Origin of the sequence: Antarctobacter sp. (assembly GCF_048262615.1) — a bacterium.
Taxonomy (GTDB): domain Bacteria; phylum Pseudomonadota; class Alphaproteobacteria; order Rhodobacterales; family Rhodobacteraceae; genus Antarctobacter.
Genome location: NZ_JBLXFB010000001.1, coordinates 407,997 through 424,985, shown reverse-complemented (window position 1 = coordinate 424,985; position 16,989 = coordinate 407,997). Strand labels below are relative to the sequence as shown.

The following is a 16,989-nucleotide window of genomic DNA, read 5'->3' as shown; positions in this document are numbered from 1 at the left end:
CTGTGCACCCTGCGCAGAATCCGCGCAGGAGGTCATTGGCCCTTTACCGTTAGCGCTAACTGGCGTAAGGGAAAGGCACCTCCAAGCCCACGCAGATCCCCAAGGGAGACCCGAATGCCGCTTGACGCCACAATCGCCCGTGTCACCGCCCGCATCGAAGCCCGCTCAGAGCAGATGCGCGCCACTTATCTGGACCGGATGCGCCGCGCCGCCGACGAAGGCCCGCGCCGCGCGCACCTGACCTGCGGCAATCAGGCCCATGCCTATGCCGCCATGGGCGACGACAAGGGCGCCTTGGCCGGTGGTCGGGCCCCGAACCTTGGGATCGTGACCGCCTACAATGATATGCTCTCGGCGCACCAGCCGTTTGAGACCTATCCGCAAGTGATCCGCGAGGCGGCGCGCGCGGCGGGCGGCACCGCGCAGGTCGCGGGCGGCGTGCCCGCCATGTGTGACGGCGTCACCCAGGGCCAGGTCGGCATGGAACTGTCGCTGTTTTCGCGCGACGTGATCGCGCTGGCCGCCGGGGTCGCGCTCAGCCACAACGTCTTTGACGCCGCCGTCTACCTGGGCGTCTGCGACAAGATCGTGCCGGGTCTGGTGATCGCCGCCGCCACCTTTGGCTATATCCCCGGCCTGTTCATTCCCGCCGGTCCGATGACCTCGGGCCTGCCCAACGACCAGAAAGCCAAGGTGCGCCAACAGTTTGCCAGCGGCGAAGTGGGCCGGGACAAGCTGATGGAGGCCGAGATGGCCTCATACCACGGCGCGGGCACCTGCACTTTTTACGGCACCGCCAATTCCAACCAGATGTTGATGGAGTTCATGGGCCTGCACCTGCCCGGCACTTCGTTCATCAACCCCGGCACCCCCCTGCGGGAGGCGCTGACCGTGGAGGCCGCGAAACACGCGCTGTCGATCACGGCGCTTGGCAATGCCTATCGCCCGGTCTGTGACATCCTCGATGCCAAGGCCTTTGTGAACGGGATCGTCGGGCTGATGGCCACCGGCGGGTCGACCAACCTTGTGCTGCACCTGCCCGCCATGGCGCGCGCCGCCGGTGTCGCGCTGGAGCTTGAGGATTTTGATGAGATCAGTTCGGCCACGCCGCTGATGGCCAAGGTCTATCCCAACGGTCTGGCGGACGTGAACCATTTCCACGCGGCGGGCGGCTTGCAGTACATGATCGGCAGCCTGCTGGACGCGGGCCTGCTGCACGACGATGTCAAGACCGTCGCCGGGGACGGCCTGTCGCTCTACACCCGCGAACCGGTCCTGACCGGGGGGGAGATCACCTATCGCGACGGCCCCCGCGACAGCCAGAACGACAAGATCCTGCGCCCCGCGCGCGCCCCGTTCCAGTCCACCGGCGGTCTGAAGCAACTGCACGGCAACCTTGGCCACGGCATGATCAAGGTCTCCGCCGTCGCGCCCGAGCGCCACGTGATCGAGGCCCCGGCCCGCGTCTTTCAGGATCAGGACAGCGTCAAGGCGGCGTTCAAGGCGGGTGAGTTCACCTCTGACACCGTGGTCGTCGTGCGCTTTCAAGGGCCAAAATCCAACGGCATGCCGGAACTGCACGGCCTTGTCCCCACGCTTGCCGTCTTGCAGGATCGCGGGCTGAAGGTGGCGCTGGTCACCGATGGCCGCATGTCCGGTGCGTCCGGCAAGGTGCCCGCCGCGATCCACATCTCGCCCGAGGCGGCCAACGGCGGCCCGCTGGCGCGCCTGCGTGACGGGGACATCATCCGCGTCGACGCCGTGAAAGGCACGCTGGAAACGCTGGCCCCGGATTTCGACAGCCGTGAGCCGGTTGTGGCTGACCTGACAGACAACGGTCACGGCGTCGGACGCGAGTTGTTCGCGGCGTTCCGCGCGAATGTTGGCCTTGCCTCCAACGGGGCTGCTGTGGTGGTGTGACTTGCCGCTTCTTCTTTGCCCAAATACCCAAAATCCCCCTGCCAGAGTGAGACCCCATTGATGACCCCACAGGACGCCAGCCAAAGCAACGAGGCGCTGTGCCGCCTTGCCCCCGTGATCCCGGTTCTTGTGATCGACGACGCCTCCAAGGCGCGCGCCTTGGCCGAGGCGCTGGTCGCCGGTGGCCTGCCGGTGCTGGAAGTGACGTTGCGCACCCCTGCCGCACTGGATGCGATCCGCGAAATGGCGCAGGTCGAGGGCGGCATCGTCGGCGCGGGCACCTTGCTGACCCCCGAGGACGTGGCCGCCGCCAAGGCCGCAGGCGCGAAATTCGGGGTGTCGCCGGGGGCGACCGATATCCTGCTGGACGCCTGTGAGGCCGCAGATCTGCCGCTGCTGCCCGGCATTGCCACCTCGACAGAGGCGATGCGCCTGCTGGAGCGCGGCTATACGGTGCAAAAGTTCTTTCCCGCCGAGGCCAATGGCGGCGTGCCCGCGCTGAAATCCATCGGCGGTCCGATCCCGCAGGTGCGGTTCTGCCCCACCGGCGGCGTCAGCCCGGCAAACGCGCCTGCCTATCTTGCCCTGTCGAACACGCTGTGCGTCGGCGGCAGCTGGGTCGCGCCCAAGGATCTGGTGGCTGCGGGCGACTGGGCCGGGATCACCGAACTGGCCCGCACCGCAGCGGCCCTGCCGCGCAGCTAAGGCTCAGCTTTCGCCCATGTCCGGGCGGGGCCGCGATTTCCAGCCCCCCCGACGGCGCGGCTTGCCCGTCGTTTCCAGCCCCTCGCGCAGAACCTGCGTCATCGGGTGGTCCGCCGCCGCGCCGTGGCGGGCCAGCATCGTGCCGATCAACGCCTGCATGTCCGCACCGTCCGGCAGCGACAGTGCCCAATCCAGAAAGATCGACCGGCATTCTTCGGCGGTGATCCCCTCGATGGCATAGGCATCGGCCATCAGGCCCTTGGCGTCGATCGTGTCGCCTTTTGTCATCTCTCACCCTCCGTTTGTGGCAGATCGCCGTCGATGATCTCTGCGGCGCGGGCGGCTTTCGCCTCCAGATCCGACCGCAGCGCAACCATATCCGACGCGCCCGCCACCCGCAGCAAAAAGGCGCATCCGCCGGTGCCAAGCCTGTCGGGGTCAAGCGCCTCGTCGCTGACCAGCCGCGCGCCGATCTGCAACGTCCAGAACAGCTCATAGGCGTCGACCAGCACCTTGCGGTCCGGTTCCGGCAACCAGTCGGCCAGCCGCAACGCACGCGGGGCCTCGCGCAAGGGGCGTCCCGCGATCAAGGCGCAGGTTTGCGCGTAAAGCTCGATATCCTGCAACCGCCCGGCACCGATCTTGGCGTCCAGCGGCCCGCCCGTCGCCTTGGCGGCGGCGATACGGGCGCGCATCTCGGCCACCGAGGTGCGCAACGCACCGGCGTCACGGGGCCTTGCAATCACTTCGCGGCGCAGCGCCTCGACGTCTTCGGCCAGTTCCGCAGGCCCCGCGACCACCCGCGCGCGGGTCAGCGCGAGGTGCTCCCAGGCCCAGGCCTCTTCACGCTGATAGCTCTGGTATGAGGCCCATGAGGTCGCCACCGGCCCCTGATTGCCCGAAGGACGCAGCCGCATGTCGATCTCGTACAGTTTGCCCTCGGCCATGGGCGCGGTCATCGCGGTGATCAGCGCCTGCGTCAGGCGCGCGTAATAGGTGCGGCTTGCCAGAGGTTTGCGCCCCTCCGAGGCGTCCACCCCTTCCGCGTCGTAAATCACGATCACATCCAGATCAGAGCGCGCATGCTGCCGCCGCGCCCCCAGCGATCCCATCCCCAGAACCACCGCGCCGCGCCCCGGCGGGGGGCCGTGTTTGACGGCGAACATCGTCTGCACCTGCGGCCAGATTCCGGCCAGAACCGCCCCGGCCAGATCGGCATAGGCCTTGCCCGCCTCCTCTGGACCTATCAGTCCCCGCAACAGATGCACCCCGATCCGGAAATGCCAGTCCTTGGCCCACCGCCGCGCGGCGTCCAGCTTCAGTTCATAGTCCCCGGCCTGGTCCAGATGCTCCAGCAGCGCCACCCGCAACGCGTCCCCCCCCGGCCAGGGGCTAAAGAAATCCCCCGCGATCACCGCGTCGAAAACGCTGGCGTTTCGGGACAGGTAACGGGCCAGATCGGGCGAAGTGCCGACAATGTCGACCAGCAGATCGATCAGTTGCGGATTGGCGTCGAACAGCGAGAAAAGTTGTACCCCCGCAGGCAACCCGCGCAGAAAGCTGTCAAAGGCGGCCAGCGCCTCATCCGGACGCGCGGCCTCGGACAGGCGGCGCAGGATCTCCGGGCGCAGACGCTTGAATATCTGCACGGCGCGCTGCGACCGCAGGCAGGGATAACTGTGCCAGCGCGACGGCAAAGGACTGTCGGCAAAGGCTTCGGGCGTGGCTTTTGACCCGCGCGTGTCAGGGGCAAAGAACCCTTCGGTCAGGTCGTGCACCTCGGTCAGCCGCGCGCGAAGATCGCGCTCGACCTCGTGCAGATCCCGGCCCATCAGGCAGGCCAGCCGCTGCATGCCCTCCGGGGACTTGGGCAAATCGTGGGTTTGCGCGTCGCCGACCATCTGAATCCGGTGTTCGACCTCCCGATGGGCGCGATAATGTTCGGCCAGCTTTCCGGCCACATCCTGCGGAATCCAGCCCTTTGCCGCCAGACACGTCAGCCCCTCGACGGTGCCGCGCACCCGCAGCTCCGGATCGCGCCCGCCAGCGATCAACTGCCGCGTCTGCGTGAAGAATTCGATCTCGCGAATACCGCCCCGGCCCAACTTCATGTTGTGGCCGGACAAGGTGATCGCCCCGTGAAAGCCTTTGTGCTCGCGGATCCGCAGCCGCATGTCATGGGCGTCCTGAATGGCGGCAAAATCCAGATGCTTGCGCCAGACAAACGGCGTCAATGACGTCAGGAACCGCGCCCCCGCCGCCAGATCCCCCGCCGAGGGCCGCGCCTTGATATAGGCGGCCCGCTCCCACGTGCGCCCGACGCTTTCGTAATAGCGCTCCGCCGCTTCCATCGCCATGCAGACAGGGGTCACCGACGGATCGGGCCGCAGCCGCAGATCGGTGCGAAAGACATAGCCCTCCCCCGTCAGATCGTTCAGGGTCGCGGCCATCTTGCGCGTGGCCCGCACAAGCGTGGACCGCGCCTCGTGGTAGTCGTCCGGGTCATAACGGGTCTCGTCAAACAGACAGATCAGGTCGATGTCCGACGAATAGTTCAGCTCTCCGGCCCCCATCTTGCCCATTGCCAGCGCCACCATGCCGCCCGCACTGGCAATGTCATCCTCGCCCATGCCCGGCAGTTTGCCGCGGGTGATCAGCGGGGCAATGGCCGCGCGCAGCGCCAAAGAGACGGCCAGATCGGCAAACTCCGTCAGCGTGCCGGTCACCTGTTCCAGCTCCCAGGCCCCAGACAGGTCGCACAGCGCGATCAATAACGCGACACGCCGCTTCGCCTGACGCAGGGCATCGCCAATCCCACCCGGCGCGACCGTTTCCAGATCGGCGCACAGCGCGGCCACCGCCGCCTCCGGATCGGCGACCGCCGCTTCAAGCCATTCTGTTTCCCTCAGGATCAGCCCGCGCAGATAGGGGCTCGATCCGCCGGTGCCCACGATCAGATCGGCCAGACGTCCAGAGGCCCAGGGACAGGCTTCCAGCGCCTCACGCCCGTGATCGGGATCAAAGGCGCGCGGGCTACGGGTCATACGGTTTTCCAGCGTCATGCCCGCAGATGGCCACCATTCGCGCCCAAGTGCAACTGCCTTGCGGAGCCAGCGCCGCTGTCGCACTCTGCGCCCAAACCGCCCGACCGGAGACCCCGATGAGCAAGAGCCTGAAACGCGTCCGCGCCGCCCTTGACGCCGCCGGACTGGTCCCGGACCTCCGCGAGGTGGGTCAGGCCCGCACCGCGCAAGAGGCCGCCGACAGCGTCGGCTGTACGCTCGACCAGATCGTCAAGTCGATCATCTTTCGCGCCGAGACCAGCAACGCGGCGGTGCTGTTCCTGACCGCCGGGGGCAACAGGGTCTGCGCCGACAAGGCCACCGCGCTCGCCGGGGAACCCCTTGGCAAGGCGGACGCCGGGCTGATCCGCGCACAGACCGGGTTCGCCATTGGCGGGGTCTCTCCGGTTGGCCATCTGACCCCGATCCGGGCCTGGCTGGACCCGCGCCTGATGGGTTTTGACAAGGTTTGGGCCGCCGCCGGAACACCCCGGCATGTGGTGGCGCTGGATCCAAGGGATCTGCCCCGCCTGACCGGAGCCACAGAGGCCGATTTCACGCTCTGACCCCGATCCGCGGCTTCTTCTCTGTGAAAATACACCCGGGGGAGTCGCCCGCAGGGCGACGGGGGCAGCGCCCCCACCTGCGCAACAGATTGAAAACAAAGCACGATCACGAAAAATGTAAAATACCTTCACATCCGCCCTTGAAAGCCGCGCAGCCAATCCCGATCTGTTTCAATGTGAAAGGCATTCACATCACATACCGAACGGAGAGAGACATGACCACCGCCGCATATACGACCCACCTGCCTGCCAACGCCGGCTGGCTTACACGGGCCGAGGCATGGCTGGATCACAAGGGCAAAGGTGCCTGGATCGCGGCCATGGTTCTCGGGTTCGTCTTCTTCTGGCCTGTTGGCCTTGCCCTTCTTGCCTATATGATCTGGAGCAAACGCATGTTTTCGAAATCCTGCCGCACCCACGGACGTCACCACGAAGGCCGCAAGGCGGCTTGGGCGGCGATGAAACCCTCGGGCAACAGCGCCTTCGACGCCTACAAGACCGAAACGCTGCGCCGCCTCGAATCCGAGCAAGAAGCCTTTCAGGAATTTCTTGAGCGTCTGCGCGAAGCCAAGGACAAGACCGAGTTCGACCAGTTCATGGACGACCGCGCCCGCCGCGCCCGGACCGCAGCCGATGCCGAGGCCGCCGAAGACGCCTGACCGTGCCGGCGCCCCCCGATCCGGGGGCGCCATCCTCTTTTCTGCCAGGAGCCATCAATGTATTCCGAGCCTATGTCCCACCTGCCCGATCCCGAACGTCAGGCCGCCTTTTACGATGGCGTGACCGTCAAGCGCGGTCTGGCCTGGGTGGTCGACACCGTGCTCATCGCACTGATCACCCTGCCGATCTCGGTGTTTTCCATCGTCGGACTGTTCATCCTGCCGCTGATGTTCCTTGTCATCGGCTTTCTCTATCGCTGGATGTTCATCGCGGGCGGGTCTTCGACACCGGGGATGCGGCTGATGTCGATCGAATTCCGCAACGCCTTTGGCGTGCGGCTGGATGGCGGTGAGGCCTTTCTGCACACGCTGGGCTATACGCTGATTTCCACAACGGTGATTCTGCAACTTGCCTCCATCGTGCTGATGTTCGTCAACGAACGCGGTCAGGGCCTGCACGACATGGTTCTGGGGACTGTCGCCCTCAATCGTCGCGTCTGAGGCAACAGACCTTTGGAATTCGACGTATTTTGCCGCATAATCACACCGTTTACCACGTAATAGGAAAGGCCCCGCCGGTGCGGGGTCTTTGGCGTTGTAGGACTTGGCGCTGGCCGGGATCATTGTTACCTTTTCATTAAATTGCCGAGGTATTTAGGTCCGATGCGCCACTCGCTGCCGCTAGCTCCACAGTTCTACGTCACCGCGCCCCAGCCCTGCCCCTATCTGGAAGGCCGGATGGAGAGGAAACTGTTCACGGCCTTGCAAGGCGACACGTCGCAAAAGTTGAACGACTCCCTGTCGAAACAGGGCTTTCGCCGCTCGCAAAACGTGCTGTACCGGCCGTCCTGCGCGGATTGTGCCGCCTGTCTGTCGGCCCGGATCGACGTGACCCGGTTTCAACCCTCGCGCAACCAGCGCCGAGTGATGCGGCGCAACGCCCATCTGGAACGGCGCGCCACCAGTCCCTGGGCGACAGAGGAACAATACGACCTGTTCCGCCGCTATCTCGACACTCGCCACGCGGATGGCGGCATGGCGGATATGGACGTGTTCGAATTTGCCGCCATGGTCGAAGAGACCCCGATCCGCAGTCGCGTGATCGAATACCTTGATCGCGACAGCGGTGCGCTGATCGCCACCTGCCTGACCGACATGCTGGATGACGGATTGTCGATGGTCTATTCCTTCTATGAGCCGGACCTTGCCCGCAACTCATTGGGAAAGTGGATGATTCTCGACCATATCGAAATCGCGCGTGAGGCCGGTCTGCCCTATGTCTATCTTGGCTATTGGGTGCCGGGCAGCGACAAGATGGGCTACAAGGCTGAATTCAACGCGCTGGAGATCTACCGCCGCGACGGTTGGGAACGGCTTGAGAATGCCAGCGATTTCAATGCCGAAATGCATCCGCTCTCGACCGATCCAATCGCCGAACAGGTTGCAAACATCTCCTTTCCTGATACGCGCGGCTGAAGCGACACTTGCCGGTTCGGCGGGTCTGCTGGCCCTTGTCGTTCCGGGCACGTCGGCGCGCTCCCCTAGCGGAATACTTGTGTCCTCAACGACCTGATCGCAAAAAAGTTGACCGGAAGGTCAAATTTGCCCTCCACATCCCATGGACAACTGGATAGTCGGGGCAAATGACGCAACCAGAAGAATACTTGCCGGCCTTTCTTGCCAGCATCGAGTCGCTTGAACCGGACCGTCAGGTCGGACAAGCGCGGGGCTTTGTCGTCGCCGTGGTCGAGCATCTCGGCTATGTTCTGGCGCGGGACACCGGCACGACCGCCGCGACCTCGGCCTTTATCCTCGCGGCCGAGTTGGAGAAACGTCTGAACTCACTGGAACTGATGGTCGAATCGGACCGGACCTCCTGAGGTTTCCATTCCCCCGAAAGAAAAAGGGCAGGCTGTGACGCCTGCCCATTTCGGTTTTCTCTGGAAAATGCCCCGGATCAGCGGCCCAGAAGCGCTGGCACAATCGTCACGATCCCCGGAAACAGCGCAAGGATCGCCAGACCCAGAACCTGAATCAGGACAAAGGGAATCACGCCACGGTAGATATGGCCGGTGGTGACTTCCTTGGGCGCAACGCCGCGCAGGTAGAACAGCGCAAAGCCGAAGGGCGGCGTCAGGAACGAGGTTTGCAGGTTGACCGCGATCATGATCGTCACCCATTTCGGGTCGAAATGCGCGCCGTAGATCACCGGCCCCACGATCGGCACCACGATGTAGATGATCTCAAGGAAATCCAGAACAAAGCCGAGGATAAACAGGATGATCATCACGATGATAAAGGCCGTGCGCGGATCGTCGAAGCTGCGCAGGAACTGCTGGATGTATTCCTCACCCCCGAATGAAATCACCACAAGGTTCAGCAGTTGCGAGGCGATCAAGATGGTGAACACCATCGAGGTCACCTTGGCCGTCTCCCGCACCGCTGGCGTCAACACCCCGGACCGGAACAGGACCCAGCAGCTGAACAGCAGACCAAAGAGCGCATACAACCAGCAGACATAGGCGAAGAAGAACGCCACCCATGTCTCGAATGAGACATTTTCGGTGTTGATGCGCAGGTCAAAGTTGATGCCCGTCAGGATCATCAGGACAACGGCCAGCGTCGACCAGATGACAATCTTGGGGCTCCGGTCTTCTTCTGACAGCTTGCGGTAGGCGGCCAGCATGATGGCCCCCGCCGCCCCCAGCGCCGCGGCGGGCGTCGGGTTGGTGATGCCGCCAAGGATCGACCCCAGCACCGCCACGATCAGAACCAGCGGCGGAAAGACCACGCGCAAAAGCTCGTTCTTGGACAAGCGGCCCATGGCGTAGAAGCACCCGTAGATGGTGATCGCCCAAGGCAGCGCCATGAGGATCACCGTCGTCAGCGACGAGGTGGTCGGAGACAGCAGGAAGACATCGACCAGCAGCCCCAGCACGATCCCAGCCGCGCCGATCTGCAACGGCAGCGGATTGGCCGAGGGCGACACACCGCGCGCCACCGACAGGATCAGGCCAAAGACGATGGCGAGGATGGCGATGCCGGTGCCCACAGGTGCCGCATTGGCAATGGTGTCCGCCCGCAGCGTGGTGATCTCTTCGGCGCTGAGGCGGGTGCTTGTCTGCGCCCCACCCCCGGCGTCGATTTCCGCCTGTTCGGCCACCGCCCTGTCCCATGCCTTTTGGCCATGCAGGTCGATCATCGACGCCTTGCACTGGTCCGACACATTGGTGCGCAAGGATGCGGAGTCGCCGGTATCGGTAAAACTGTTGACCTGCGTCGACTGCGTCCCGACCAGACCGACCTGCGCCAGCAGCATGACACCCGCGATCAGCGCCACCGGCACCCCCACGTACCATGTAAAGGCCTCACCGCGTGTGACCGGCTCACCGTGTGCCTCTGCCATGGCCACGGCAGGTGCCTTGGACGGGTTCAGCATGGCATAGCCGAAGGCATAAAGCGCGTAGAGCACCGCCAGCAGGATACCCGGCAACAAGGCCGCCTGAAACAACGTGCCGACAGAGACGACCGCCGGACTGCCCAGATAGGTCAGCGCGTCGGAACACCCCGCAAGCTGGGCCCGCGATTCCTGTGCCGCCGAGTAGAGATCCCCAGCCAGCGTTCCCAGAAGGACGATGACAATCGACGGCGGGATGATCTGCCCCAGCGTCCCAGAGGCCGCGATCACACCCGTCGCCAGTTCCGGCGCGTAGTTGTTACGCAGCATCGTCGGCAGCGCGAGCAGGCCCATCGTCACCACAGTCGCGCCGACGATCCCGGTCGAGGCGGCCAGAAAGGCCCCCACAACCACAATCGACACGGCCAGACCGCCGGGCAGCGGGCCAAAGACCCGCGCCATGGTGGTCAAAAGATCGTTGGCGATCTTCGAGCGTTCCAGCACGATGCCCATCAGGACAAACATCAGCACCGCCAGCAGCGTCTCGATGGACTGCCCCGCGATCACGCGTTCGTTGATCCGGTTGGTGATCCCCGCGATGACGCGTTTCATCGCGCCTTCGTAATCCCCGGCGGGAAAGATCGAATCCGCCGCCACGCGTGGCAGGTCAGGATACCGGAAGATCGAGATCGCCTTTTCCGGCACGCCAGAGGCAATCAGAGCCGCATAAGGTTCTGACGAACTGTCGATGGCCTGGTGAATGAGAATGCCTGCGCTGTCCAGCGCGGCGATGATACCGAAAGAGATGACCCCTGCGCCACCGATGGCAAAGGCCACCGGGAACCCCGAAAGGATCGCCGAAAAGAGCGCGAGAAAGACGATGATCAGGCCGATCTCGACGCCGTCCAGTCCGAATAGCATTATCCCACTGCCCCTTTAGAATTCTGCGTGATCGTAGGGCTCTTCGCCCTGTTCGATCACGTCTTTGTCCAGATATTTGCCGTCGCTTTCGGGTCCTTCGATCCACTCAAGGTACGAGCGGTAGAAAAAGGCCCATGCGTGGACAAAGATCATGCCGATCATGACCAGCATCAGGATCTTGAACAGAAAGTAGCCGTTGAACCCGTTGGGCGAAAAGCCGATGGTCTCGACGTTCCAGCGCAGCGCGCGGGCCTTGAGCACCAGCCGGTCCAGTTGATCGGTGGCGTTCACCGGCGGCACAATCAGCGACCGCCACATGAAGGTCCATGTGAACATCCAGATCAGCACCGCCATCGGCAGCATGAAGAAGAGCGAGCCGAACATGTCGATCACCCGCTTGGCGCGGTGCGACACCGCCGCATAGACAAGGTCAACCCGCACGTGGCCGCCCTGAACAAAGGTGTAGGTCAGGCACAGTGCAACCACCATCGCATTGTAAAGCTTGAGTTCTTCGGCATACCAGGAGATGTCGAATTGCAGCGGGATGCCAAAGCCGAAGACGATGTCGGGCCGGGTGAAGATCCGTTGCAGAAAGACGATGACCACCTGTTGCAGCACCATCAGCAAACCGGCCCAGGCGGCAAAGCGGCCAATGGTGTTGGCAAAGCCTTCCAACACCCGGACGACCCCCCAGAGAAAGCTGTTCTTCCAGACCCCGAACACAAAGATCATCAGGAAAAAGACGAAAGCCACAAAGAAGAACTCGACCGATGCGCCGTAGTAGACAAGGCGCATCATCGATTGCTTGGCTTCCAGCGTTTCCATGCCGCTCAGCCAGCCCAGCCAGTCGGCGGAATGCGTCACCGCATATCCCAGATTGTAAAACGCCATGGCGAGGTTTTGCAGGATCCAGACGATCCCATCCCCCAACGCACCCATGAATTGCCCGAAACCGACAGGCCCTGTCTCTTCCATTTGTCCCCCCACACCCCGCAGGATTCGTCCGGCCCAGATTGATCGGCACCAAACGTAGCACGAAAAGAAGCCCCCGCGTCACGCGCGAGGGCTTCGGCTTTCAAAGCTGACCGATCAGCCGCCCAGAACGCGCACGCGCTGTTCGACGTAGAACGCATCCGACTTGCCGATCCAGCTTGCCGAGTTGGCCATGCTGGTCTCGAACGAATTGCGGATCTTGGCGAACAGTTCGTCGCCCATGTTCTCGTCCATGACCTTCTTGGACGCGGCGCCGAAGGCATCCCAGACGTCGTTCGGGAACTGAAGCGTCTTGACGCCCTGCGATTGCAGACGCGCCAGCGCGGCTCCGTTGTTCGCAAGGGTTTCGGCCAGCTGATAATGCGTGGTCGCCATCGAGGCATAGCGCAGGATGTGCTGCTGCTGCGCGGTCAGGTCGTTCCACACGTCAAGGTTGACGTTGGCGGCCAGCGCCGAGCCCGGCTCATGGAAACCGGCGGTGTAGTAGATCTTGGCCACTTCCTGGAAGCCGGCGCGCTCATCCGCCATCGGGCCAACCCACTCCAGACCGTCCAGAGCACCAGACGACAGCGCCTGATACAATTCGCCGCCGGGAATGTTCTGCACCGATGCGCCCAGTTCGCCCAGCACCTTGCCGCCCAGACCGGGCATCCGGAACTTGAGACCGTTGAAATCGTCCGCCGAGGTGATCTCGTTGCGGAACCAGCCACCGGACTGCGACCCGGAGTTGCCCGCCAGCAGACCCTTCATGTTGAAGATCAGGCCCAGTTCGTCATGCAGTTCTTCGCCGCCGCCATGGTAGTACCAGTTGGTGACTTCCTGCGCGGTGCCGCCAAAGGGAACAGCGGTGAAATAGGCATAACCGGGGTGGTTGTTGATAAAGTAGTAGTCGGCGGAGTGGTACATGTCCGCCTGTCCCGACGACACGGCGTCGAACACTTCCAGCGCACCCACCAGCTCACCCGGCGCTTTCTTGTCGATGGTCAGCATGCCGTCGGACATTTCACCGACCATCTGCTCCAGATAGCTGGCGGCGTCGTCCAGAACGGCAAAGCCGCGCGGCCACGAGGTGACCATGGTCAGGGTCCGCTTGCCCTGAGCATAGGCCGGCGCGGCCAGAGTCGATGCTGCGGCGGCGGCACCGGCACCCAGAGTCGAGTTACGAAGGAAAGAACGGCGATCCATAGAAAACCTCCCAGTTTTTTGTTCTGCGCAAGGCTCCCCACCCCGCGCGGATCGATTTTTAGTGGATGCACCCTAGGGCGGCCTTTCGCGCAAAGAAATACCCAGTGCTACGGAGGTGGAGAGAAAATTTGACCAACCGGGCCGCAAATTCCGATCCGGGCCGCCTGCTCGGGTCCGCGCCCGCGTCACTGCTGGGCGCACGATTCGTTTTCCGCCGCCGCGCAGAGCCAGTCAAAGACCGTGCGCCGTGCCGGGTCGGCCAGATCCTCGCGCGGGCAAAGCGCGACGTAGCATTGGGCAGAGGTCAGACTCCCCGGCACCGCTTGCACCAACCGCCCCAGCCGCATGTCACGCGCCACGAGGAACCGGCTGGCCAGCGCCACGCCCTGTCCCGCAAGGGCGGCCTCTATGGCCAGCGTGATCTGGCTAAAGCGCGGCCCCGGCAGGTGATCGGGTCTGGCCTGCCCCATGACCGCGTCCAGAAACTCGGGCCAGATGTCCAGCGCATGGTGCAGCAGGACCCGCCCGGAGATCCCCTCACCGGGCAGGTCGGGGGCGCAGACGGCGATTGCCTCACCGGCAAACAGCCTGCGCATCTCCAGCCCCGCCGCTGACCTTGGCACCCCGTAGCGCACGGCAATATCCACCCCATCCGCATGAAACTGTGACAGCGCCTCTGTCGCAAGGACACGCAGATCGATGTCCGGGTGATGGGCGGTAAAATCCGGCATGTTCGGGATCAGCCATTTCGACGCAAACGACGGTGTCACCGATATGGTCACGCTGCGGGCGCTTGGGCGCAGGTCGCGCGTGGCGCTTTCCATCAGGCGAAAGGCCCGTGCGATCTGGTCGTGGTAGCGCCGCCCGTCCTCGGTCAGGCGCAACCCACGCGCGTGCCGTTCAAACAGCCGCAGGCCCAGCCGCGCCTCCATCCCGCGCACATGCTGCGCCACGGCCCCCTGCGTGACACGCAACTCCTGCGCCGCCGAGGCAAAGCTCAGATGCCGCCCCGCCGCCTCGAAGGCGCGCAGGGCATTCAGCGGAGGCAATCGTTCAGCCAATAGTTTTCCTATCGAGTCATAGCAGTCGTTCTGGCCTGTTCGACCCCCTGTATGCCGCATAATTCATGCGGGAAACACGCAAAACCGGGGTTTTGAAATGACTGTAGCGGAAATGGCAACTGCCTGTGCAGGCGATACAACACGGACGCTGGCGCCATCCGCGCCCCGTCAGGCCGGAGCGATGATCGACACCATCAAATGGGGCGCGTCCATCGCCCAGATCGGCGGATACACCGCCACCGGCTTTGGCTTCACCACATGGGCCCTGCCCTTTTTCGCGGTTGGCCTGCTTGGCTGGCTCGCGGTTGGCATGGCGTGGCGCGACCGGGCCATCGTGCTGATCCACATTGTCGCGATGGCCGCGATGTTGACGGGGCTGGCCACACGCGGCTGAGGCCTTTTCTTCGCCCTGGCACTCTGCTTTTCTGCGGTCATGCGCACCATCCTCCAGCGTTTTCGACCGTCCTACCGCCAAAAGCTGTTTCTTTTGGCGGCGGCCCCCTTGGTCATCGCCGTTTCGGCCATCGCGCTATTGGTGGCCGAACAATCGCGCGAGATGGCCGAGCAGGAAATCCGCCAGCTGGAATCGCAGATGCTGGAAACCAAGAAACGCGAACTGCACAATTATGTCACGCAGGCGCGCAACGGGTTCTATTTCATCTACGGCTCCGCCGCCCCCGACGACGAGGCGGCCAAGCAACAGGTCATGCAGATCCTCGCCGCAATGATCTATGGCGAAGAGGGGTTTTTCTTTGTCTACGACTACGAGGGCCAGAACCTTGTGTCACCGCGCCAGACCGAATTGATCAACGGCAATCACTGGGATCTGACCGACAGCGAAGGCACCTACGTGGTGCGCGACTTCATCGAGACCGCCCGTCAGGGCGCGGGATATGTCGAACACCTCTGGCCCAAGCCCTCGACCGGCGAAGAGGCCCGCATGATCACCTATGTCACCTCCTTTCCAAGCTGGCGCTGGACGGTGGGCACAGGCGTCTTTATCGACGATGTGCTGGCCAGCGTCGCGGCGGCCCGCGCCGAGGTTGAGGCCAAGGTGCGGCGCACTTTTCTGTATATCGGCGCAATCACCTTTGCGGCGCTTCTGGTGGTCTTTGCCTCCGGCCTTGTGCTGAACATCCGGGAACGGCGGCTGGCCGATGCCAAGCTGCGGGAACTGACCCAGCGGGTGCTGGACACCCAGGAAGAAGAGCGCGGCCGCGTCGCGCGCGAGTTGCACGACGGCATCAGCCAGATCCTTGTCGGCGTGCGCTACGCGCTGGATGTCGCCCGCCGCCGCGTCGCCTCGGGCGATCCTCGGGCCGTGGACACGCTGGCCAAAGGCACCGAGAACCTCGGGCTGGCGATTCAAGAGGTGCGTCGCATCAGCCGCGATCTGCGCCCCGGCGTGCTGGACGATCTGGGCCTTGGCCCCGCGATCAAGACACTGGCCGAGGATTTCAGCACCCGCACCGGGATCGAAACCGAATTTTCGACCGTCGTCTTTCGCAACCGTCTGGATCAGGACGCCAAGATCGCCCTCTACCGCATCGCGCAAGAGGCGCTGACCAATGTCGAACGGCATGCCAGCGCCACCCGTGTCAGCATTGACCTGCGCGGCCATCGCGCCGGTGCCACGCTGAAGGTGGCCGATGATGGCATCGGGCTGCGCGGCCTGCGCACGCCCTCTCCCGGCATCGGATTGCGCAACATGCAGGAACGGATGGACCAGCTTGGCGGCACGCTGCGTATCTTGTCCTCTCGCGACGGGACCATTATCGAGGCACAGGTGCCGCTCAGCCACCTGTTGCCCCCCGAAGATGGCACCGTCACCCAACCCAAGGTCCGCGCATGAACCCTCGTCCCACCCGCGTCGTCGTTGTCGATGATCACCCGATGGTCGCCGAAGGCATCGAGGCCATCCTCGAAAGCTATGAGGACGTCACCGTGCTTGCCACTCTGTCGGATGGGCAGACCATGATTGACCGGCTGGTCGAACTGTCGCCCGATGTCATCCTGATGGACCTGAACATGCCGGGGCTGGGCGGGCTGTCCGCGACGGAAATGATCCTGGAACTGCGGCCCGAGACGCGCATTCTGGTGCTGTCGATGCACGACTCACGCGAATATATCACCACCGCGCTCAGCCACGGCGCGCGGGGCTATGTGCTCAAGGATGTGCCGACCGATGAGATCAAGCGCGCCATCGACACGGTGATGGCGGGCGACCGCTATCTGTGTCCCGGCGCGGAGGGCGCATTGACCCCGTCCGGGCAGGAACGCGAGCAACTGACCAACCGCGAACAGATGGTGTTGCTGCAACTGGCGCAGGGCAAATCGAACAAGCAGGTGGCCGAGGCGCTGGATATCTCGGTCCGTACGGTGGAAACCCACCGCAAGAACATCCGCCGCAAACTGGGCGTCAGCAGCACCGCCGAACTGATGCGCTATGCGCTGGAACACGGTGTCTTGCAGGGAACCGGCGCGAACTTCTGAAATGAGAGGCGCGTCGCCGGGTCACAG

At 63.8% G+C, this 16,989-nt stretch carries 16 protein-coding genes; 10 read left to right on the top strand and 6 right to left on the bottom strand.

Going from position 1 to position 16,989, the window contains the following annotated elements; translation table 11 throughout:
- Window positions 1–114: 114 nt before the first annotated feature.
- A complete protein-coding gene (edd, locus tag ACN0S5_RS02025; RefSeq protein ID WP_417205465.1) occupies window positions 115–1,920 on the top strand; it encodes a phosphogluconate dehydratase in 1,806 nt (601 codons plus the stop codon).
- A 60-nt stretch (window positions 1,921–1,980) separates the two neighbouring features.
- Entirely contained in the window at window positions 1,981–2,625 is a 645-nt protein-coding gene (gene eda / locus ACN0S5_RS02020; protein ID WP_417205463.1) for a bifunctional 4-hydroxy-2-oxoglutarate aldolase/2-dehydro-3-deoxy-phosphogluconate aldolase, read from the top strand.
- 3 nt (window positions 2,626–2,628) lie between these two features.
- Here the strand turns inward: eda and ACN0S5_RS02015 are convergent, their stop codons facing one another.
- Window positions 2,629–2,913, bottom strand: coding sequence for a hypothetical protein (locus ACN0S5_RS02015; protein WP_417205461.1), 285 nt, complete (start codon window positions 2,911–2,913; stop codon window positions 2,629–2,631).
- On the bottom strand, window positions 2,910–5,687 hold the full coding sequence (locus ACN0S5_RS02010; protein WP_417205459.1) for a glutamine-synthetase adenylyltransferase: 2,778 nt from the start codon (window positions 5,685–5,687) through the stop codon (window positions 2,910–2,912). Before ACN0S5_RS02010 ends, ACN0S5_RS02015 begins: the two co-directional genes overlap by 4 nt.
- A gap of 98 nt (window positions 5,688–5,785) precedes the next feature.
- Here ACN0S5_RS02010 and ACN0S5_RS02005 point away from each other — a divergent pair, with 98 nt between their 5' ends.
- The 5 genes from ACN0S5_RS02005 to ACN0S5_RS01985 all read left to right on the top strand — a co-directional run bounded on the left by ACN0S5_RS02005 (window position 5,786) and on the right by ACN0S5_RS01985 (window position 8,792).
- The gene (locus ACN0S5_RS02005; RefSeq protein ID WP_417205457.1) at window positions 5,786–6,253 is read left to right on the top strand and encodes a YbaK/EbsC family protein; all 468 of its coding nucleotides are present in this window, start codon (window positions 5,786–5,788) and stop codon (window positions 6,251–6,253) included.
- A gap of 215 nt (window positions 6,254–6,468) precedes the next feature.
- Window positions 6,469–6,912, top strand: coding sequence for a DUF2852 domain-containing protein (locus ACN0S5_RS02000; protein ID WP_417205455.1), 444 nt, complete (start codon window positions 6,469–6,471; stop codon window positions 6,910–6,912).
- Between the two features lie 57 nt (window positions 6,913–6,969).
- Window positions 6,970–7,413, top strand: a complete 444-nt coding sequence (locus ACN0S5_RS01995; RefSeq protein WP_417205453.1) for an RDD family protein — start codon at window positions 6,970–6,972, stop codon at window positions 7,411–7,413.
- A gap of 162 nt (window positions 7,414–7,575) precedes the next feature.
- Window positions 7,576–8,388, top strand: coding sequence for an arginyltransferase (locus ACN0S5_RS01990; RefSeq protein ID WP_417205451.1), 813 nt, complete (start codon window positions 7,576–7,578; stop codon window positions 8,386–8,388).
- A gap of 167 nt (window positions 8,389–8,555) precedes the next feature.
- On the top strand, window positions 8,556–8,792 hold the full coding sequence (locus ACN0S5_RS01985; RefSeq protein ID WP_417205449.1) for a hypothetical protein: 237 nt from the start codon (window positions 8,556–8,558) through the stop codon (window positions 8,790–8,792).
- A 77-nt stretch (window positions 8,793–8,869) separates the two neighbouring features.
- Here the strand turns inward: ACN0S5_RS01985 and ACN0S5_RS01980 are convergent, their stop codons facing one another.
- From ACN0S5_RS01980 to ACN0S5_RS01965, 4 genes are all read right to left on the bottom strand, one after another.
- Window positions 8,870–11,230 carry a TRAP transporter large permease gene (locus ACN0S5_RS01980; RefSeq protein WP_417205447.1) on the bottom strand — a complete coding sequence of 787 codons (2,361 nt, stop codon included), beginning with the start codon at window positions 11,228–11,230 and terminating at the stop codon, window positions 8,870–8,872.
- Between the two features lie 15 nt (window positions 11,231–11,245).
- A complete protein-coding gene (locus tag ACN0S5_RS01975) occupies window positions 11,246–12,205 on the bottom strand; it encodes a TRAP transporter small permease subunit (protein WP_417205445.1) in 960 nt (319 codons plus the stop codon).
- Between the two features lie 114 nt (window positions 12,206–12,319).
- Window positions 12,320–13,408 (bottom strand): TRAP transporter substrate-binding protein, encoded by a 1,089-nt coding sequence (locus ACN0S5_RS01970; RefSeq protein ID WP_417205443.1) that lies wholly within the window; start codon window positions 13,406–13,408, stop codon window positions 12,320–12,322.
- A gap of 185 nt (window positions 13,409–13,593) precedes the next feature.
- Complete coding sequence (locus ACN0S5_RS01965) at window positions 13,594–14,469, bottom strand: LysR substrate-binding domain-containing protein (RefSeq protein ID WP_417205441.1); 876 nt, start codon at window positions 14,467–14,469, stop codon at window positions 13,594–13,596.
- 181 nt (window positions 14,470–14,650) lie between these two features.
- Here ACN0S5_RS01965 and ACN0S5_RS01960 point away from each other — a divergent pair, with 181 nt between their 5' ends.
- From ACN0S5_RS01960 to ACN0S5_RS01950, 3 genes are read left to right on the top strand one after another with little or no spacing between them, the layout of a single operon-like run.
- Window positions 14,651–14,863 carry a DUF6552 family protein gene (locus ACN0S5_RS01960; protein WP_417205440.1) on the top strand — a complete coding sequence of 71 codons (213 nt, stop codon included), beginning with the start codon at window positions 14,651–14,653 and terminating at the stop codon, window positions 14,861–14,863.
- A 39-nt stretch (window positions 14,864–14,902) separates the two neighbouring features.
- Window positions 14,903–16,321, top strand: coding sequence for a cache domain-containing protein (locus ACN0S5_RS01955; protein ID WP_417205438.1), 1,419 nt, complete (start codon window positions 14,903–14,905; stop codon window positions 16,319–16,321).
- Complete coding sequence (locus ACN0S5_RS01950; RefSeq protein WP_417205436.1) at window positions 16,318–16,962, top strand: response regulator transcription factor; 645 nt, start codon at window positions 16,318–16,320, stop codon at window positions 16,960–16,962. The genes ACN0S5_RS01955 and ACN0S5_RS01950 overlap by 4 nt, the downstream gene beginning before the upstream one ends.
- The last annotated feature ends 27 nt before the right edge of the window (window positions 16,963–16,989 follow it).